The sequence below is a fragment of the Streptomyces sp. NPDC054786 genome, assembly GCF_053611685.1.
Genome location: NZ_JBSHAW010000083.1, coordinates 1 through 17,853 on the forward strand (window position 1 = coordinate 1; position 17,853 = coordinate 17,853).

Below are 17,853 nucleotides of genomic sequence, written 5' to 3' on the forward strand. Positions count from 1 at the left end.
GTGTACGGCGCATGAGCCGGGCCGGACCGGGACGCCGGTGAGCCCCGGTACCGCGGGCTCACCGGCGTCAACGGTCACCCGCGGTTGCCTGCGACGGTCTCCTTGGCCGCCCGGAGGGACTCCTTCAGCGACCCCATGGTGGCGAGGACGGCGGTCGGCTCGTAGCCGCAGTGCGCCATGCAGTTGGCGCAGCGCGGGTCCTTGCCACGGCCGTACTTGTCCCAGTCGGTGTCCTCGATGAGCTCCCGGTACGTCGGGACGTACCCGTCGCTCATGAGGTAGCAGGGGCGCTGCCAGCCGAACAGCGAGTAGTTGGGGATCGCCCACGCCGTGCACGGGAAGTCCACCTTGCCCTCCAGGAAGTCCAGGAAGAGCGGGCTGTGGTTGAGCCGCCAGCGGCGCCGGTTGCCGCCGGCGAAGGCCTTCTTGAACAGCTCCCTGGTCTGCTCCACACCGAGGAAGTGCTCCTGGTCGGGGGCCTTCTCGTAGGCATAGGCGGGCGACAGCATCATTTCGTCGACCTGCAGATCGTCATTGAGGAAGTCGAGGACCTCGATGATGGTCTGCGGGGTGTCGGTGTTGAAGAACGTGGAGTTGGTGGTGACCCGGAAACCGCGCCGCTTGGCCTCCTTGATCGCCGCCACCGCCTCGTCGAACACGCCTTCCTTCGCGACGGATTCGTCGTGCCGTTCCCGCATGCCGTCGATGTGCACCGCGAACGCGAAATACGACGAGGGCGTGAATTTGTCGATGGTCTTGCGCAGCAACATCGCGTTGGTGCACAGGAAGACATACTTCCGCTTGGCCACCAACTGCCGCACGATCTCGTCGATCTGCGGGTGCATCAAGGGCTCGCCACCGGCGATGGAAACCATCGGGGCGCCGGACTCCAGGACCGCACCTACCGCCTGCGCCACCGGCATGCGCTGCTTGAGCACACCCGCCGGATGCTGGATCTTCCCGCAGCCCTCGCATTTCAGGTTGCACGCAAAGAGCGGTTCCAGCTCGACGATGAGCGGGAACTTCTCACGTCGGCGGATCATCTTCTGTTCAAAAAGATAGGTCCCGACCCGGATGGACTGACGGAGCGGCATAGCCATCTGGCTCACCTCCAGGGGAGCAGCAAAGAACGGTGCCATTCGTAGAAAACAGGAAGTACGGAGCGCAGTACTCGGAAGGCTGATATTCCACCGCGCACCGTGCCGATGCGTACGAGTTCATGTTCTGGAGCGTCCACGACCACCCGGACGGCCGCAACCGGACGGCTGCCGGCGTGCCGGGCCGCGCGGAGTGTCGCGGCGGATTCCATGTCCACCGCGACCGCGCCGGCGGCATGCAGCTCGGCCCGCTCCGCGCCGCGTACGACGTGGTCGGAGCCGCACAGCAGCCCGCTGTGCACGGTCAGACCACGCTGCCGCAGGGCCCGTAGCAGCGGGCCGTTGTCGCGGCAGAGCGTCTCCGGTGCGTCCGCGTGGTGATCGCGGGTGGCCTCGGCGACGACCACGTCCCCGGGGCGCATCCCGGGGGCGAGGCCGGCGCAGAAGCCACTGGCGACGACGGGGGAACGTTCGGTGACCGAGCCCTCACTCAGCGCTTTGGTGAGGGCGCGTTCGGCCGCCTGGGGACCCATGCCGGTACGGAGCGTGACCAGCCGCGGACCGGCTCCTGCCGCCGCTCCCCCGCGGCCACCACCGCGCAGCGCGAACCGCTCGATGCCGAGCGCGCAGGCGACCAGCAGGGGCGGGTCCGCGTCCGTGGGGGGCCGCGCCGGCATCAGGACCCCACCGGCGCGGCGACCGGTCCCCCGTTGAGGTAGCGGCCGAGGGCGGTCAGCGGGAAGACCTGTCGGTAGAGGTGGTAGTTGATGGAGAAGTCCCACGGGAAGCCCGTGCCGGTGAAGTACGGCTCGTCCCAGGACCCGTCCTCGCGCTGGGTCCCGGTCAGCCAGCGCACTCCGCGGCGTACCGCCTCGCTGTCCCGTTCACCGGCCGCGAGCAGTGCCATCAGCGCCCACGCGGTCTGGGAGGCGGTCGAGGCGCCGCGCCCCGCCCACCGCTCCTTGTCCTGGTAGGAGCGCTGGTCCTCGCCCCAGCCGCCGTCGTCGTTCTGCACCCGCTCCAGCCAGAGGACCGCCCGGCGCACCGCTGGGTGCGAGGCGGGGATTCCGGCGGCGGCGAGCGCCGGAAGCACCGAGCCCGTGCCGTAGAGGTAGTTGGTGCCCCAGCGGCCGAACCAGGCACCGCTGGGCTCCTGTTCCGCCAGCAGCCAGGCGATGCCGCGGCGGGTGCGCGGGTCGTGGGTGCGGCCGACGTCGGCGAGCATCTCGACGACATGGGCGGTGACATCGGCCGACGGCGGGTCGATGACCTCCCCGAAGTCACAGAACGGCAGGCGGTTGGGGAACGGGCTGGTGTTGTCGACGTCGAAGGCGCCCCAGGCCCCGTTCTTGGACTGCATACCGAAGTTCCAGCGCACCGCGCGGCCCACCGCGGCTTCGACCCGCTGTGGATCGGGGTGCTTGACGCGGCGCAGGGCGAGCACCACCTCGGCGGTGTCGTCGATGTCCGGGTAGTTGTCGTTGTCGAACTCGAACGACCAGCCCCCGGAGGGGAGTTGAGGCCGCTTCACACTCCAGTCGCCGGGCCGGTCGATCTGCTCGGCGAGCATCCAGTCGACGGCCTTGACCAACTGCGGGTGGTCGGCGGGCAGTCCGGCGTCGGCGAGCGCGATGGTAGCCAGACAGGTGTCCCAGACCGGGGACTGGCAGGCCTCGATCATGCGGGCACCGTCCTCGCGCCAGACGGCGAAGCGGTCGAGGGAGGCCAGGCCGGTGCGCAGCACGGGGTGGTCGAGGTCGTAGCCGAGGAGGTGCAGGGCGATGATGGAGTAGACGGCGGGGGGCTGGATGCCGCCCCAGCAGCCGTCGTTCTCCTGCCGCTCGATGATCCAGCGGGCGGCGGAGCGCATCGCGGCGCCGCGCAACTTGCCGAGGGCAACCTTGTGGTAGAAGTGCAGCGCCTTGTCGAGGCGCTGGAAGAGACCGTCCCAGCTGGCGGCGGGGGCGAGCGGCCGCGGCGGGTTGGGGCGGCGCGGATCGATGTGCAGCTCGTCGAGGCCGAACGGCGCCGGGCGCACCGGACGTTTCGCCGAGACGATGGTCAGCGGCACGATGGTCTGCCGCGCCCAGCATCCGAAGTCATAGATGTTGAGCGGGAACCACTTGGGGAAGTAAAGGAGCTCCGGGGGTAGTTCGGGCAGGTCGTCCCACTTCCACCAGCCGAAGAGGGCCAGCCAGATGCGGGTGAAGACCCGGGCCGCGGCGACCCCGCCCTGCTCGCGCACCCATGCGGAGGCTCTGGCCATATGGGGTGCGTCCGGCTCGTCCCCGGCCAGACGCAGGGCGACATAGGCCTCGATGGTGGCGGAGAGTTCGCCGGGCCCGCCGTGGAAGGTGGCCCAGGTGCCGTCCGCGCACTGCTCGCCGCGGATGTGGCGGGCCGCGGCCTCGGTGAGCTTCGGGTCCTGGATGCCCAGGAATTGACGGAGCAGCAGATCTTCGGCGTCCATCGTGACGTTGGTCTCGAGGTCGCCCTTCCACCATCCGGCCGGGTCCTGGACGGAGAGCAGATGGTCCGTGGCGCGTGCGGTCGCGCGCCGGGCGGCGTCCGCCGTGTCCTGCCGTACGGCGGTACGCGTGGGTGGCGCTTTTCCGGTTGTCTCAGCGGTGGCATCGCTGGCCGAGGGGGCCCGGGGCGGCAGCGCTCCGGTGCTTCCGTCGGTCGTCGCTGTCATGGCTTCCCCTTCTGCAGTGAACTGTGAAAAGCGTGCTCAGGGATTCCGTCGGCCGGTGCCCGGATGGCACCGGCCGGCGACTGCGATCTATTCGGTGTCGATGGCGATCATCTCTCTCGTACAACGACAAAGTCCGCGAGTGCGACGAGCTGGGCGCGGACCTTTTCCGGCATGTCGATCTCATCCAGCGCGGAAATGGCGGTGGCGTGCTGGCGGCGGGCCTCCTGGGAGGTCCACTCGCGGCCGCCGGCCTCCTCGATGAGGGCCGCGCGGGAGGCGAACTCCTCCTCGGTGAAGTCGGCAATCTCGGTCTCGGTCTTCTTCGCGTCGGCCGCCAGGATCTGGGCGAGACGCTCGGAGGCCGGGCCGCCGGCGGCCAGCGCGGCGACGACCGGCAGCGACTTCTTGCGCTGGCGCAGGTCGCTCCAGGGCCGCTTGCCGGTGGCGTCCGGGTCGCCCCAGATGCCGAGCAGATCGTCGACGGCCTGGAAGGCGAGGCCGAGGTGGTAGCCGTACCGTTCGAGCGTGTCCGCGGTGTGGTCGTCGGCGCCGCCGAGGACCGCACCGATGGAGACGGCGCAGGCCAGCAGCGCGCCGGTCTTGTTGCCCTCCATCTCCAGGCACTCCTCGACGGTGACCCGCTCGCGGTGCTCGTAGGAGATGTCCTGGGCCTGACCGTCGATCAGTTTGCGGGAGGCCAGGGTGAGCCGGCGGGTGGCACGGCCGGCGTCGACCGTGCCCAGCTCCAGCAGTATTTCGTTGGCGAGGGCGAACAGCGCGTCGCCGACGAGGATGGCCTGCGCGGGGCCGTGCACCTTCCAGACGGTGTCGCGGTGCCTGCGCTGCTCGTCACCGTCCATGAGGTCGTCGTGCAACAGCGAGAAGTTGTGCACCAGCTCGACGGCGACCGCGCCGGGGATCCCGACCTCGGGGGCCGCGCCGGCGGCCTCGGCCGACAGCAGGGCGAGCGCGGGGCGTACGGCCTTGCCGCTGTCGCCCGTGGTGGGGCGGCCCTCGGCGTCGATCCAGCCGAAGTGGTAAGCGGCGACGGTGTCCATGGGAGGAGCGAGCCGGTCCACGGCGGCACGCAGCACGGGAGTGGCGAGTGTCCGTCCGCGCTCCAGCAGCGCGGTGACGCTCTCGGTGTCGATAGCTGGGGAAGCCGGATTCACGGTTTCTCCTCTGTTTCCGATGCTCGTGCTCGTGCGAGCGCTCGTACTCGTAGTCATGCCGCCTCCTGAGGCAACTGGCCCTGGGGGAAGCCGAGTTCGGTGAGTGCCTCGCGAGCGGCGGCAGTGCCGCTGCGAACAGCGCTTTCCATGGTCGCGGGCCACCCGGTGGCGGTCCACGCACCGGCCAGGAACAGGCCGGGGGCTTGAGTGCGGGCGGCGGGGCGGAGCCTGCCGACGCCCGGGGCGGGCGCAAAGGTCGCGGTGCGCTCGCGGGTGACGAAGAAGTCGTGGATCCTGGCGCCCCGGGCGGCCGGCAGCAGCCGCTCCAGCTCGGGCAGATAGCGGGCGCGGAGCTTGGCGACGGGCTGGTCGATCTCCTCCTGGGCGGCGGACTGCGAGACCGCCAGATACTGGCTGCGCTCCTGGCCGGCGATGCGCGTCAGCCCCGAGGCGTCGGTGCGGTCGAAGACCCACTGGACCGGGGAGCCGACCGCGGCGAAGAAGGGGCGGCGCAGCACCTTGCGGTCGTAGACGACATGGAGGTTGAGGATCGGGGCCGTGCCGATGTCCAGCAGCCGGTCCTTGCCGTCGAGCGTCCCGTCGGGCAGCAGGGTGTGGGCCTCGCGCTGCGGTACGGCGAGGACGACGGTGTCCGCCGCCAGCCGCTCACTGCCGTGCGGGCCGTTCTCCACCGTGACCTGCCAGCCGTCGTCGCCGCGCGTGATCGCCCCGGCGCGGGTGCGCAGGGCGATGCGTACCCCGGCCTTCTCCAGGGCCGTGCGGGCACGGTCGTCGTGGACGTCGCCGAGCGGGACACGGGACCAGCCGATGTCCGCGGCGCCGGGCGCGGACAGCAGTCCGGTCTTGAAGACCTTGGCGGCCAGGCCCGTCGAGGCGTCATCGGCGCGGGCGTTGAGGGTGGCGATGCCGACCAGGTCCCACAGCGCCTCGACGGCGCGGGCGGACTGGCCGTAGCGGCGCAGCCAGCTGCCGAAGTCCAGCCCGTCCAGTGCGGGGTCGGCCGGGTCGAGACCCTTGAGCGCGAGGGTGGCGCGGACGACCCCGGCCCGCTCGACGGGCGAGAGGTGCGGGTAGCCGGCCAGGCTCCGGGCGAGGTGCAGCGGTACGGGGAGCGCGGTGCGGCGCAGCCGGCCGAGCCGCATCCGGTCGGCGTCGAGTACGGGCACGTCCATACGGTCCTGGAGGGGCACCAGATGCGCGGCGTCGAGCCGCTCCAGCAGCCGGCTGTAGGCGGTGCAGCAGCGCAGATAGACATGCTGGCCGTTGTCGACGGACAGCTCGCCGATGTCGGATTCACGGCGGAAGGAGAAGACCAGCCCACCGAGACGGGGCCTGCTCTCGACAAGGGTGACCCGCAGCCCCGCGTCGGCCAGTGCGAGCGCCGCGGTGGTGCCCGCGAGACCGCCGCCGATAACCACCGCGGCCGCCCCTGCAGGGCGGCCGGACGGCAGGTCGTGCTGCCGTTCGGGCCGCATGGCTCCCGATGTCATGTGCTCTCCCCCCGTACTGCTGTCAGGGACGCAGCCACCCCCGGGAGGGTTGCCCGCCGCGCTGACGCGGGGTCACCGCTGTCGTGCGCCGCCCGGTGCATCATCCGCGCCTCCGGACGGACTCCCGGCGGCCGATCGCCCGCGCGTCGAGCCCGGACAGCCCGCGCACCGCGACGAAGGCCTTCTCCCGGCCGGGCAGCGAGACCCGGCCGCGCAGCACCGCCTCGGGGTCGGCGGCGATCCGGGTCAGCAGCCGGTGGTAGATGCCGGCCATCGCGGCCACGCAGGCGCCGCTGCGCCGGTCGAGCATCGGCAGCAGCCGGAAGCCCTCGGCGAACAACTCGCGGGCACGTTTCACCTCGAAGTGCACCAGGCCGGTGAAGTCGGAGCCGGGCGGCGGCACGGGCTGCTCGAAGCCGGCCGCGCAGCCGAACTTGGCGAGGTCCTCGGCGGGGAGGTACGTCCGGCTGTTCCCGGCGTCCTCGCGAACGTCCCTGAGAATGTTGGTCAGTTGCAGGGCCAGGCCGAGGGTGTCGGCGTACTCGGAGGCGCGCTCGGCGTCCTGCGCGCCCGGTACGGTGCCGAACACGCCCAGCGAGAGCCGGCCGATGGCGCCGGCGACACAGCGGCAGTAGCCCCTCAGCTCGTCCCAGGTCTCGTAGGTCTCGCCACGCACATCCATCAGCACGCCGTCGATCAGCTCGTCGAGACCGTCCAGCGGCAGCGGGAAGCGTCGGGCGGCGTCGGACAGCGCGACGGCCACCGGGTCGGTGTCGTCCTCGTCGATCCGGCCGTCCTTGATGCGCGCCAGCAGCGCCCGGGTGTCCTCCAGCCGCCCTTGTTTGGCGGCGGGCTCCAGGGTGCCGTCGCCGATGTCGTCGACCCGGCGGGAGAAGGCGTAGAGCGCCGACATGGCCTGCCGCTTGTCGGTCGGCAGCAGCCGGATGCCGTAGGCGAAGTTTCGTGCCTGCTGCCCGGTGATGGCCTCGCAGTAGCGGTACGCAGCGAGCACCGGCGCGGACGCGTGTGCAGTTGCCTCCACGGTCCGACTCACCCCTCTCTTCGCAATGTCGCCCCCACCTCGCGCAGCAGGCTGAGCTTGGTCGGCTTGGGCGGTCCAGGGAGTACGTCGTAATCGGCGGCCGCGACCGCCTGGAGTGCAGCGCGTCCGCCGGCCACGAAACCGGCCAGCAGCAGCTTGAGTCTTCCGTGGACGCTACCCACCAGCGGGGCGCCTTCATTCAGCAGCTCACGGGCGCGTTCGGCCTCGTAGGCGATCAGCGCGCGCACCGATGCGCCCCCGCTCGGCGCGGCCAGATCCGCCTCGTTGACCCCAAAACGTTTCATGTCCTCGGCCGGGAGGTAGATACGGTCGCGCCCCAGGTCCTCGGCCACGTCCTGGACGTGTTCGACGATCTGGAGGGCGGTACAGACCGCGTCGGAGTGGCGGAGGCGCTCGGGGCTCGCGGTGCCGGTGATGGCGAGGACGAGCCGGCCGACGGGGTTGGCGGACAGCTCGCAGTAGGCGGCCAGGTCGTCGTAGGTGCCGTAGCGGCTCACCCGCTGGTCCTGCCGGTTGGCCTCGATGAGATCGAGGAACGGCTCGGGGGTCAGCGCACAACGGCGGACGGTCGGGCCGAGGCGGCGCAGCAGCGGATGTCCGGGGCCGGGGGCGCGGTCGCCGAAAACGCGGTGCAGGTCCGCTTCGAGTGCGTCCAGCAGCGCGGGCCGGTCGTCGTACTGTGCGCGGTCGAGCCCGAGGAGTACGGCATCGCCGCCGCCGGGCGCGAGATCGCCGTCGCCGATGTCGTCGACGAGCCGGGCGAAGCCGTAGACGGCCATCAGATCGGTCCGCCAGGCGCGGGGCAGAAAGAACGGCGCGACGGGGAAGTTCTCGTGTGCGGCCTGTTCGAGCACGGTGCGCGTCTGCTCCCGCACGTCACCCGCCGCCCCCCTTCGGAGGAAGGCGCGACGCGCCTGCTCGTTGTCTCGGCTCACCGGGGGCTGCCCGGCGCATTTCGGTGCCGGAGCGAACCAGTAGCCATTGCCGTCACGTCTCCCGTTCTACACCGCCAAGCTAAAACATCCTATTTCGGACACGCCGCAGCGGTCGACGCGCCCGATCGAGCCCTTATCCCCCGCTTGGGTGAGCATTGCCCGACATATACCACTTGTGCTGTTCGGCACCCGTACAGCTTACGCCGTACATCTCGTCCGCGTCCGAGGGGGTACCGAAGCCCGAGGCAACAATCCGGTGAAGGTCCTTTAGATCCGAACTATTCCCGGAGCCAACGCAGTTGACCCTCGCGTCACGCCGAAAGCCCCCGCGAGGCGGACTCACGGAGGCCTTCGGGTGCGGGACGGACTATTTGCCCGTCTCCTTTTCGTACGCCTTGATCACTTCGTCCGTCGGGCCGTCCATCAGCAGCTCGCCGCGCTCCAGCCACAGGGTCCGGTCGCAGGTGTCGCGGATCGACTTGTTGTTGTGGCTGACGAGGAAGACCGTGCCGGCTTCCTTGCGCAGCTCACGGATGCGGGCCTCGGAGCGCTTCTGGAAGCTGCGGTCGCCGGTGGCCAGCGCCTCGTCGATCATCAGCACGTCGTGGTCCTTGGCCGCGGCGATGGAGAACCGCAGCCGGGCCGCCATGCCGGAGGAGTAGGTGCGCATCGGCAGTGAGATGAAGTCGCCCTTCTCGTTGATGCCGGAGAAGTCGACGATGCCGTCGTAGCGCTCCCGGACCTGCTCACGGCTCATGCCCATGGCCAGGCCGCCGAGGACGACGTTCTTCTCGCCGGTCAGGTCGTTCATCAGCGCCGCGTTCACGCCCAGCAGCGAGGGCTGGCCGTGGGTGTAGACCTTGCCGCGCTCGGCGGGCAGCAGGCCGGCGACGGCCTTGAGCAGCGTCGACTTGCCCGAACCGTTGGAGCCGATCAGGCCGATCGACTCACCGCGGTAGGCGGTGAACGAGACGCCCTTGACCGCATGCACCTCGCGCACGCCCGTGGAGGGCTTGCGGCGCACGATGCGGTTCAGGGCCGCGGTGGCGCTGCCCCGGCCCGCGCCGGTGCCGTAGACCCGGTAGACGATGTGCAGATCGTCCGCGATCACCGTCGGGATGCGGGCCTCGGCGGCCTTCGCCGGCTCGATGCCGTTGCTCTGCTCAGCCACGTCCGTACCGCTCCTCAGCCTTCCAGAAGTACACAAAGCCGACCACGCCCATCAGCAGCGCCCAGCCGCCGGCGAACGCCCACACATGGGGCGGCAGTTTGGCGGCGGTGAAGCTGTCGATCAGCGCGAAGCGCATCAGGTCGATGTACACGGCGGCCGGGTTGGCGTTGAGCAGCACCTCCACGAAGGCGGGGACGTGCTTGCCCTTGAGGATCAGATCGATGCTGAACATCACGCCGGACGCATACATCCACGTCCGCATGATGAAGGGCATCAGCTGCGCCAGGTCCGGGGTCTTCGACCCCAGCCGCGCCATGGCCATCGCCAGGCCCGTGTTGAAGATGAACTGCAGCGTCAGCGCCGGGAAGACCAGCAGCCACGACCAGGTCGGGACCTGCCCGAAGCCGAGCAGGATGATCACCAGCACGCCCATGGAGAACAAGAGCTGCTGGAGCTGCATCAGGCAGAACGAGATCGGCAGGCAAGCCCGCGGGAAGTGCAGCGCCCGCACCAGGCCAAGATTGCCGGAGATCGCCCGCGTACCGGCCATCACCGAGCTCTGGGTGAAGGTGAAGATGAAGACGCCGGTCACCAGGAACGGGACGAAGTCGGGTACGCCCTTCCTCGTGCCGATCAGGAGACCGAAGATCAAGTAGTACACGAGCGCGTTCAGCAGCGGCGTCGCCACCTGCCAGACCTGTCCCAGCTTGGCCTGGCTGTACTGCGCCGTCAGCTTGGCGCTGGCGAACGCGGAGATGAAATGCCGCCGGTCCCACAGCTCCCGGACGTACTCGGGGAGGCCGGGGCGGGCCCCGCTCTGCGAGAGCCCGTACTTCTGGGCCCGCTGGGCAGGAGTGAGCCCCTCATCGGAAGATGGCGGGGCACTCATGGCGACCGCACTGTCGTGCGTGGTCTCGCTCACAGTTGACACTTTCGTCCTCAAGGTGCGCTGCCGGGGCCACGCCCCGGTTCGCGCCTGATGCTCTCAGATACGAGCTTGTCAGATGACGGGAGGGCGGCCCAGTCGGGTCAGTCGCCAAACGGTAGCCCACTTCATGGGACGCCTGGGACCGCACGGGGTCACCCAGCCCTCCTTGAAGCCGCCCAGCCAGGCCCGCAGCGCCGGTCGCGACGGCCGGCGGGCGAGGGTGAGCAGGAGCCAGACACCGAGATAGACCGGAACCAGCAGGGCGGGGAGATTGCGCCGGGCCAGCCACACACGGTTACGGGCCACCATCCGGTGGTAGACCGCATGCCGGGCCGGCGCCGTCGTCGGATGGAAGAGCACCATGTCCGAGCGGTAGTCGATCTGCCAGCCGGCGTCCAGCGCCCGCCAGGCCAGATCGGTCTCCTCGTGGGCGTAGAAGAAGTCGTCGGGCAGCCCGCCGACCTCCTCGAACACATGCGTACGGACCGCGTTCGCACCACCGAGGAAGGTGGTGACCCGCGACGAGCGCAGGGGGTCCGAGGCCCGCAGCCGCGGCACATGACGGCGCTGGGTCTCGCCCGTATCCGGGTCGGCGATCCGGAAGCTGATGATGCCGAGCTCGGAGTCGGCGGCGAAGGCCTGCCGGCACAGCTCCGCGGTGTCCTCCCTGGCCAGCAGCCCGTCGTCATCGAGGAAGAGCAGCACATCGACCTCGCTGCCGCCGGGTCCGAACGCCTCGATGCCGACATTGCGGCCGGCCGGGATGCCGACGTTCTCCGGCAGCTCGACGGTCCGGACGCCCTCGGGGAGCTCGGGCAGCGGCGAACCGTTGCCGACGACCGCGATGTCGATCGGGTCGCCCTCCTGCTTGGCGACCGAGTCCAGCAGCGCGCGCAGCTCCTCGGGGCGGTTGCCCATGGTCAGGACAACCGCACCGAGCCGCATGCTCCTACCCACATCGGCCCCCGTCACTTGAGCCTGCTGGAGGCGAGGATGGACACGAGGTGGAGCAGCGTCTGGACGATCGCGATGCCGGCGAGCACGGCCACGCCGAGACGCGTGAAGAACAGGTCGCCCCTGACCTGGTCGAGGATCGCCAGGACCAGGATGAGCAGGGAGGCCTCGACCCCGAGGACGAGCCGGTGGAACTGCAGCGCCGCGGCGGCCTTGCGGGCCAGCGCCATACCGGACGAGCGCGGCTCGGACGCCGCCTCCTTGACCGGCGGCAGCCCGCCCTGGTGACGGGCGACGCCGACGAGGTCGGTCTCGGCCTTGATCAGGATGGCACCGAGGGCGGCGAGAGTACCGAGGAAGGCCCACAGCCAGTCGATGCGCCCGGAGCCCCACAGGTCGGCGGCCCGCAGACCGAAGCCCAGCAGGACCGCGGCGTCGCACAGGTAGGCGCCGACGCGGTCCAGGTACACGCCGCCGAGCGAGAACTGCTTCCGCCAGCGGGCGATCTCGCCGTCGACGCAGTCCAGCAGCAGGTAGAGCTGGACCATGACCACGCCGAGGACGGCGCCCCAGATCCCCGGCACCAGCAGGGCCGGGGCGGCCAGGACGCCCGCGACGGTCATCAGATAGGTGAGCTGGTTGGGCGTGATCCTGGTGTTCACCAGGTACCTGTCGCAGCGCAGCGAGATTTCCCGCATGTAGAGGCGACCTGCCCAGTGCTCACCGCTGCGCCGGTCCTTGACACCCGCGGGGTGCACGACCGGGCGGAGTTCAGCTACTGACGGCTTGTGCATAGTCGGCGTAAGCGTCCCTGATCTGGTCGGTGGACAGGTCGAGGTGCTCCAGGATGGTGTAGCGCCCGGGGCGGGTCTTGGGTGCGTACTCGACGGCCTGGACGAATTCCTCGTCGGTGAAGCCGATCTCGTCCGGCGTGACCGGCAGGCCGTGCCTGCGCAGCACCTCGACCATCAGGTCACGGGTCTCCTTGTCCCCGCGCAGATGCGTGGCGAAGGCGGCGGCGAGACCGCACTGTTCGCCGTGGCTCGCGGCGCGCTTGGGGTAGAGGATGTCGAGCGCGTGGTTGATCTCGTGGCAGGCACCGGACGCCGGACGGCTGTCACCGGCCACCGACATCGAGATGCCGGTCAGGACCAGGCCCTCGGCCAGCACCTGGAGGAAAGCGTCGTCGCCGACCCCGCCGGGGTGCCGCAGCACGGCCTCGCCGGCCTGGCGTGCCATGGCGGCGGCCAGCCCGTCGATCGCCTCGCCGGTCTCCCGGTGCGAGAGCTCCCAGTCCGCGACCGCGGAGATGTTGGAGATCGCGTCACCGATGCCGGAGCGGACGAACCGGACCGGGGCCTCACGGATGATGTCGAGGTCGATCACCACGGCGATCGGGTTCGGGACACCGTAGGAGCCACGGCCCGCGTCGTTGTCGAGGGTGGCGACCGGCGAGCACAGGCCGTCGTGCGACAGGTTCGTCGCCACGGCGACCAGCGGCAGACCGATCCGCGCGGCGGCGTACTTCGCACAATCGATGATCTTGCCGCCGCCGAGGCCCACGACCGCGTCGTAGTGCCCCTTCTTCATGGCGTCGCCGAGCTTGATCGCTTCGTCCAGGGTGCCGCCGCCGACCTCGTACCAGTCGGCGCCGGGCAGTGCGGGCGACAGCCGCTCGCGCAGCCGCGCCCCTGAGCCGCCGCTGATCGCGATGGCGAGCTTGCCGGACGCGGAGATGCGCTGATCGGCCAGCAGACCCGCCAGGTCGTCCAGGGCGCCGGCGTTGATGTCAACGACGACCGGGGACGGAATGAGGCGGGTCAGTACTGGCATGCGATGTCACGGCCCTTCGCCAGGTCGTCGTGGTTGTCGATCTCGACCCACTTGACGTCGCCGATCGGGGCCACGTCCACCTTGAAGCCGCGGTTGACGAGCTCCTGGTAGCCGTCCTCGTAGTAGAGGTCGGGGTCCCGCTCGAAGGTGGTCTTCAGGGCGTCGGCCAGCTCCTCGGCGGCCGAGCCCTCGATGAGGGTGAGGCCGATGTACTCACCGGTCGCCTCGGCCGGGTCCATCAGCTTGGTGATCTTCTGGACGCCCTTGGCGGGGTCCACGATGACCTTCATCTCCTCGTCGGCGAGCTGCTTGACGGTGTCCAGCGCGAGGATGATCTTCTGGCCGTTGCCGCGGGCGGCGAGCAGGGTCTTCTCGACGGAGACCGGGTGCACGGTGTCGCCGTTGGCGAGGATCACATCGTGCTTGATGGCGTCACGACCGCACCACAGGGAGTAGGCGTTGTTCCACTCCTCGGCCTTGTCGTTGTCGATGAGGGTGAGCTTGAGGCCGTACTTCTGCTCCAGGGCCTCCTTGCGCTCGTAGACGGCTTCCTTCCGGTAGCCGACGATGATCGCGACCTCGGTCAGGCCGATCTCGGCGAAGTTGCCGAGGGTCAGGTCGAGGATGGTCGTGTCCCCATCGACCGGCACCAGTGCCTTGGGCAGGGTGTCGGTGTAGGGGCGCAGACGCCGTCCGGCGCCGGCAGCCAGCACGAGGCCGATCATGCAGGTTCTCCTTCATCGTGTACGGCGGGTGCTTGGGAGGACACCCAGAAGCGGATGCTCTCGATGAGCACCAGCAGCGCCAGGACCACAGCAAGGGCCGTCAGCGCGATTGTGAAATCTGTGGGGGACAACAGGGCGGCGAGGACGGTGACCACGATGATCCGTCCCTCATGTCCGCCGGTCGCCCGGACCAGCCACCGCGGAGGGGCTCCGGTGCCACCGCGGATGCGGTAGACCGTGTCGTAGTGATGGTAGGCGACGGCCGCGACCAGCCCGAACGCCGCGGGCAGCGCTCCGGGCACATCCGACCGGGCCGCCAGGACCAGAACAGTGGTGTACTCGCCGGCCCGGAAGAAGGGCGGCACCAGCCAGTCAAGGGCTCCCTTGAGGGGCCGTGCCACCGCCGCGCCGGCCAGCAGGGCGGAGCAGACAGCGACGCCGACGGTGAGCCAGGACGCGGGGTCGTCCTGGAAAATCACCCAGACCAGCAGCACGGCGGCTGAGAGAAACGCCATGACGGGCGCCAGGAAGGAACCGGTACGGCCGCGGCCGCGGGCACTGCCGGCGATCAGTTCGGCGAGCGGCCCGGAGTCGGCGAGGTCGGCCAGCGCCCGGGCGGCGCGGTCGGTGCGGCGGGCCCGGCGGGTCAGCGAGCGCAGCACCCGGCCTGCCGTGGTGTAGCAGGCGGCCAGTGCGCAGCCGATGAGCAGGGCGTAGAAGACGATGCGCGGGGTGGTGAAGGCGGTGAGCACCGCGATCATGGCCCAGCGCTCGCCGATGGGCAGCACGATCATGCGGCGCACCCAGACCGTCCAGCCGACGCTGTCGAGCCGGTCGGAGAGCGCCGCGGTGGGGCTGGTGTTGCCGCCTGCACCCCCGGCATCGTGATTCGCCTCGTTGAAGGAGAAGTCGACGACATGGCGGCAGGTCTGCAGCACCATCGCGCCCAGCGCCAGCGCCCATACGTCGTCTCCGCCGCGTGCCGCGCCCAGGGCCAGGCCCGCGTAGTACGCGTACTCCTTGGCCCGGTCGAAGGTGGCATCGAGCCAGGCGCCCATCGTCGAGTACTGCAGGGAGTAGCGGGCGAGCTGCCCGTCGGTGCAGTCCAGGACGAAGGAGAACAGCAGCAGGAGGCCGGCCGCGACGAAGCCGCCGCGGGTTCCGGTGGCCGCGCAGCCGGCCGCGATCAGCGCGGTGAGCAGGGACGCGGTGGTGACCTGGTTAGGGGTGAGCCCGCGGCGCGCGCACCAGCGGGCGAGGTAGCGGGAGTACGGGCTGATGCAGTACGTCGTGAAGAACCCGTCGCGGGACTTCACGGCGGTGCGCAGCCGTACGGCCTCGTCGTCGACGGCGGCGACGGCCTCCCGCGCGTCCTCGCGCTGTGCCGGGGTGAGCGCGACGGTGGCGACGAGGCTGCCGAGCTCGACGCGGTGCAGACCGATGTCGTCGTAGTCCAGGGACTCGGTGAGGGTCTCGGTCAGCACGTCCGTGAGGTGGGCGGTGCCGGCGCCGACCGGGATCCTGCCGACCGCACGGGCCAGCGCGGCGCGCGCCTCGGGCTGCGCGGTGAGCGCGCCCGGCACGGCCACGGCGGGGAAGCGGGGGTCGGTCAGCGCGAGCCGCAGGGCGTGCAGATGGCCGACGAAACGGGGGTCGACAACGGCGACCCGCTCCTGTGCGGGCACCGCGGCGAGCAGCTCGGCCGCGGAGGCGGGATCGTTCGCCGTACGGACGTCAAAGCCCAGCGTGCGCAGATCCGCTTCGAGCGGCGACCCGGCGACCGGCGTACCGGTGAGGATGGCGGTCGACAGACGAACTCACTCCTTGGATGCTGACAAGGCAGCACGGGCCGGTTCGCAGTCGGTTCCGCATTCGATACGAACTACCCGGGCAGCGGGCGTGGCACACCTGGCGCCCGGAAGGCTGGGGTGGCACGTCGGCAGAGGCTATCGGATCGCCGGATGCGGCCGTTCACCGCGCATTCACCGCACGATCGAGTGACCGACGGCTGCGCCTGCCGCGATCATCATGGTGGATCGGGTGGCGCATGAACAACTGGCCTGCGGACCCGGTCCCCCGACCGGTGCCGGTTATGAGAGGGCTGGTCACGGCGCGGGCGGGTTGTGCCGGGGCAGGTGTGGCGAGAGCCATCCCAGGTCCGGGCGGGCGGTCACCGTCCGCCGGTGACGTCACCGGGGCGCGCGGCACCCTCCGCGTCGGGGGCGACGGACGCGGCAGCGGGTGTGGACCATCTCACGGCCGGGCGCACTGCGGGAGCGGTGCGCCCGGCATGTGGCGCCGCGCACCCGGTCTGCCGGTGATGCGGACCCGGCTAGGGCAGACTTGGCGTCGAAGACCGACGACAAGGATGGGCATGCCGATCACACCTGCCAACGGACAGACCGCCGGGGACCCGGCGGTGAGCACACCGGGCGGCACCGCCGAACCGATCATGCTGGAGCTGGTCGACGAGGACGGTACGACGATCGGCACCGAAGAGAAGCTCGCGGCCCACCAGCCCCCCGGGCAGCTGCACCGGGCGTTCTCCGTGTTCCTCTTCGACGAGAAGGGGCGGCTGCTGCTGCAGCGCCGGGCGCTGGGGAAGTACCACTCCCCCGGTGTGTGGTCCAACACCTGCTGCGGCCACCCGTATCCCGGCGAGGCACCGTTCGTGGCAGCGGCCCGGCGGACCTCGGAGGAGCTGGGCCTGGCGCCCGCCCTGCTGGCCGAGGCGGGCACGGTGCGTTACAACCACCCCGACCCGGCCTCCGGCCTCGTGGAGCAGGAGTACAACCACCTGTTCGTCGGGCTGGTGCGGGCCGAGCCGGCGCCGGACCCCGAGGAGATCGGCGAGATCGCGTTCGTGACGCCGGAGGAGCTGGCCGAGCGGCATGCGGAGGCGCCGTTCTCCGCATGGTTCATGACCGTGCTGGACGCGGCGCGTCCGGCGGTGCGCGAGCTCACCGGAGGGTCGGCGGGCTGGTAGCGAGCGGGATGAGCGGCAGCTCGGCCCAGATGGCCTTGCCGCCGTTCCTCGTGTTCTCGACGTCGCACTTGCCGCCCGCCTCCGCGGTGAGCGTCTTGACGAGCCACAGGCCGCGGCCGCCGACATCACCCTGTTCCGCCTCCAGTGCCTTGGGGCGGTAGGGGTGGTTGTCCTCGACCGCGACCCGTAGCCAGTTCGCCCCGATGGTGACCTGGACGGCGATCTGGGGCGAGAGCAGGGCGGCGTGCCGGACTGCGTTGGTGACGAGTTCGGAGACGATGAGCAACAGGCCGTCCATGATCTCGGCGGCCACGGGCACACGCTGTTCGTCGAGCAGATCCCGGACCGCGTGACGTGCCTGCGGCACCGAAGCCTCCAGTGCCGGGGCGGTGAACCGCCAGACACCTTCGTACGCGAGCGGGGAGGTCAGCTCTTCGGGGGGTTCTGCAGGGGGTCCGGAAGGCATCCTCACAGGAAGAGTGTTGAGAATCCGTTGGTCCGGACCGGCCAGCTGAACGCAAGTAAGCGCTTATCGACGCCTTATGGCCGATGGCGAGTGATTCGAGCGGCCCGTCGACCGGTCCTGTTCCTTTTGAGGGTTGTTCGCGGACTTCCCCGGGGTGGCCTCCTACGGCCCCCGCCGCTCGCGGCGGTGTGCCCGGGAGTGCACAGCGCAGCAGGCCCGGTGCCTGGGGACCCGGCCAGCAGCGCGGTTTAAGTAGCGGGGACACGATTTTAAACATCGACCAAAGGGTTATTATCCCACCGAGCAACCCAGCTTCA

Annotated in this window: 16 protein-coding genes; 1 reads left to right on the top strand and 15 read right to left on the bottom strand. The window is 70.3% G+C overall.

All coding sequences use genetic code 11. The features are described from left to right. Positions 1 to 74 precede the first annotated feature (74 nt). From hpnH to ACWGI6_RS37585, 14 genes are all read right to left on the bottom strand, one after another. Positions 75 to 1,100, bottom strand: coding sequence for an adenosyl-hopene transferase HpnH (gene hpnH, locus ACWGI6_RS37520; RefSeq protein WP_453271661.1), 1,026 nt, complete (start codon positions 1,098 to 1,100; stop codon positions 75 to 77). Between the two features lie 5 nt (positions 1,101 to 1,105). Beyond that, positions 1,106 to 1,774, bottom strand: a complete 669-nt coding sequence (locus ACWGI6_RS37525; protein ID WP_453271662.1) for a phosphorylase family protein — start codon at positions 1,772 to 1,774, stop codon at positions 1,106 to 1,108. After that, positions 1,774 to 3,792, bottom strand: coding sequence for a squalene--hopene cyclase (gene shc / locus ACWGI6_RS37530; RefSeq protein WP_453271663.1), 2,019 nt, complete (start codon positions 3,790 to 3,792; stop codon positions 1,774 to 1,776). The genes ACWGI6_RS37525 and shc overlap by 1 nt, the downstream gene beginning before the upstream one ends. Before the next feature lie 107 nt (positions 3,793 to 3,899). Beyond that, positions 3,900 to 4,964, bottom strand: a complete 1,065-nt coding sequence (locus ACWGI6_RS37535; RefSeq protein ID WP_393907849.1) for a polyprenyl synthetase family protein — start codon at positions 4,962 to 4,964, stop codon at positions 3,900 to 3,902. A gap of 53 nt (positions 4,965 to 5,017) precedes the next feature. Further along, the gene (hpnE, locus tag ACWGI6_RS37540) at positions 5,018 to 6,475 is read right to left on the bottom strand and encodes a hydroxysqualene dehydroxylase HpnE (RefSeq protein ID WP_453271664.1); all 1,458 of its coding nucleotides are present in this window, start codon (positions 6,473 to 6,475) and stop codon (positions 5,018 to 5,020) included. Between the two features lie 100 nt (positions 6,476 to 6,575). Then, positions 6,576 to 7,529 carry a presqualene diphosphate synthase HpnD gene (gene hpnD, locus ACWGI6_RS37545; protein ID WP_453271665.1) on the bottom strand — a complete coding sequence of 318 codons (954 nt, stop codon included), beginning with the start codon at positions 7,527 to 7,529 and terminating at the stop codon, positions 6,576 to 6,578. Further along, positions 7,526 to 8,392 carry a squalene synthase HpnC gene (gene hpnC / locus ACWGI6_RS37550; protein WP_453271671.1) on the bottom strand — a complete coding sequence of 289 codons (867 nt, stop codon included), beginning with the start codon at positions 8,390 to 8,392 and terminating at the stop codon, positions 7,526 to 7,528. The genes hpnD and hpnC overlap by 4 nt, the downstream gene beginning before the upstream one ends. Positions 8,393 to 8,840: 448 nt before the next feature. Further along, positions 8,841 to 9,644: an ABC transporter ATP-binding protein gene (locus tag ACWGI6_RS37555; protein WP_453271666.1), complete on the bottom strand. Its 804-nt coding sequence runs from the start codon at positions 9,642 to 9,644 to the stop codon at positions 8,841 to 8,843. Next, positions 9,637 to 10,566, bottom strand: coding sequence for an ABC transporter permease (locus tag ACWGI6_RS37560; RefSeq protein ID WP_453271667.1), 930 nt, complete (start codon positions 10,564 to 10,566; stop codon positions 9,637 to 9,639). The genes ACWGI6_RS37555 and ACWGI6_RS37560 overlap by 8 nt, the downstream gene beginning before the upstream one ends. Before the next feature lie 78 nt (positions 10,567 to 10,644). Continuing rightward, complete coding sequence (locus tag ACWGI6_RS37565; protein WP_393907844.1) at positions 10,645 to 11,517, bottom strand: glycosyltransferase family 2 protein; 873 nt, start codon at positions 11,515 to 11,517, stop codon at positions 10,645 to 10,647. Positions 11,518 to 11,540: 23 nt separating this feature from the next. Then, positions 11,541 to 12,320: a CDP-alcohol phosphatidyltransferase family protein gene (locus tag ACWGI6_RS37570; protein ID WP_453271668.1), complete on the bottom strand. Its 780-nt coding sequence runs from the start codon at positions 12,318 to 12,320 to the stop codon at positions 11,541 to 11,543. Continuing rightward, a complete protein-coding gene (locus ACWGI6_RS37575) occupies positions 12,298 to 13,359 on the bottom strand; it encodes an iron-containing alcohol dehydrogenase family protein (protein WP_453271669.1) in 1,062 nt (353 codons plus the stop codon). The genes ACWGI6_RS37570 and ACWGI6_RS37575 overlap by 23 nt, the downstream gene beginning before the upstream one ends. Beyond that, entirely contained in the window at positions 13,347 to 14,084 is a 738-nt protein-coding gene (locus tag ACWGI6_RS37580) for a phosphocholine cytidylyltransferase family protein (RefSeq protein WP_393907841.1), read from the bottom strand. Before ACWGI6_RS37580 ends, ACWGI6_RS37575 begins: the two co-directional genes overlap by 13 nt. Beyond that, a complete protein-coding gene (locus ACWGI6_RS37585; RefSeq protein WP_453271672.1) occupies positions 14,081 to 15,895 on the bottom strand; it encodes a DUF5941 domain-containing protein in 1,815 nt (604 codons plus the stop codon). The genes ACWGI6_RS37580 and ACWGI6_RS37585 overlap by 4 nt, the downstream gene beginning before the upstream one ends. 563 nt (positions 15,896 to 16,458) lie before the next feature. Between ACWGI6_RS37585 and idi the strand changes: the two genes are divergently transcribed. Continuing rightward, the gene (gene idi / locus ACWGI6_RS37590) at positions 16,459 to 17,070 is read left to right on the top strand and encodes an isopentenyl-diphosphate Delta-isomerase (protein WP_453271670.1); all 612 of its coding nucleotides are present in this window, start codon (positions 16,459 to 16,461) and stop codon (positions 17,068 to 17,070) included. Here idi and ACWGI6_RS37595 read toward each other — a convergent pair. Further along, positions 17,045 to 17,536 carry an ATP-binding protein gene (locus ACWGI6_RS37595; protein WP_453271673.1) on the bottom strand — a complete coding sequence of 164 codons (492 nt, stop codon included), beginning with the start codon at positions 17,534 to 17,536 and terminating at the stop codon, positions 17,045 to 17,047. The genes idi and ACWGI6_RS37595 overlap by 26 nt on opposite strands. Positions 17,537 to 17,853 lie beyond the last annotated feature (317 nt).

Bases quoted from the DNA above. Each gene is read 5' to 3' on its own strand.
- ACWGI6_RS37580 (WP_393907841.1), bottom strand. From the start codon at position 14,084: ATGATCGGCCTCGTGCTGGCTGCCGGCGCCGGACGGCGTCTGCGCCCC.
- ACWGI6_RS37595 (WP_453271673.1), bottom strand. From the start codon at position 17,536: ATGCCTTCCGGACCCCCTGCAGAACCCCCCGAAGAGCTGACCTCCCCG.
- ACWGI6_RS37575 (WP_453271669.1), bottom strand. From the start codon at position 13,359: ATGCCAGTACTGACCCGCCTCATTCCGTCCCCGGTCGTCGTTGACATC.
- hpnH (WP_453271661.1), bottom strand. From the start codon at position 1,100: ATGGCTATGCCGCTCCGTCAGTCCATCCGGGTCGGGACCTATCTTTTT.
- idi (WP_453271670.1), top strand. From the start codon at position 16,459: ATGCCGATCACACCTGCCAACGGACAGACCGCCGGGGACCCGGCGGTG.
- shc (WP_453271663.1), bottom strand. From the start codon at position 3,792: ATGACAGCGACGACCGACGGAAGCACCGGAGCGCTGCCGCCCCGGGCC.
- ACWGI6_RS37525 (WP_453271662.1), bottom strand. From the start codon at position 1,774: ATGCCGGCGCGGCCCCCCACGGACGCGGACCCGCCCCTGCTGGTCGCC.
- ACWGI6_RS37570 (WP_453271668.1), bottom strand. From the start codon at position 12,320: ATGCACAAGCCGTCAGTAGCTGAACTCCGCCCGGTCGTGCACCCCGCG.
- ACWGI6_RS37565 (WP_393907844.1), bottom strand. From the start codon at position 11,517: ATGCGGCTCGGTGCGGTTGTCCTGACCATGGGCAACCGCCCCGAGGAG.
- hpnE (WP_453271664.1), bottom strand. From the start codon at position 6,475: ATGACATCGGGAGCCATGCGGCCCGAACGGCAGCACGACCTGCCGTCC.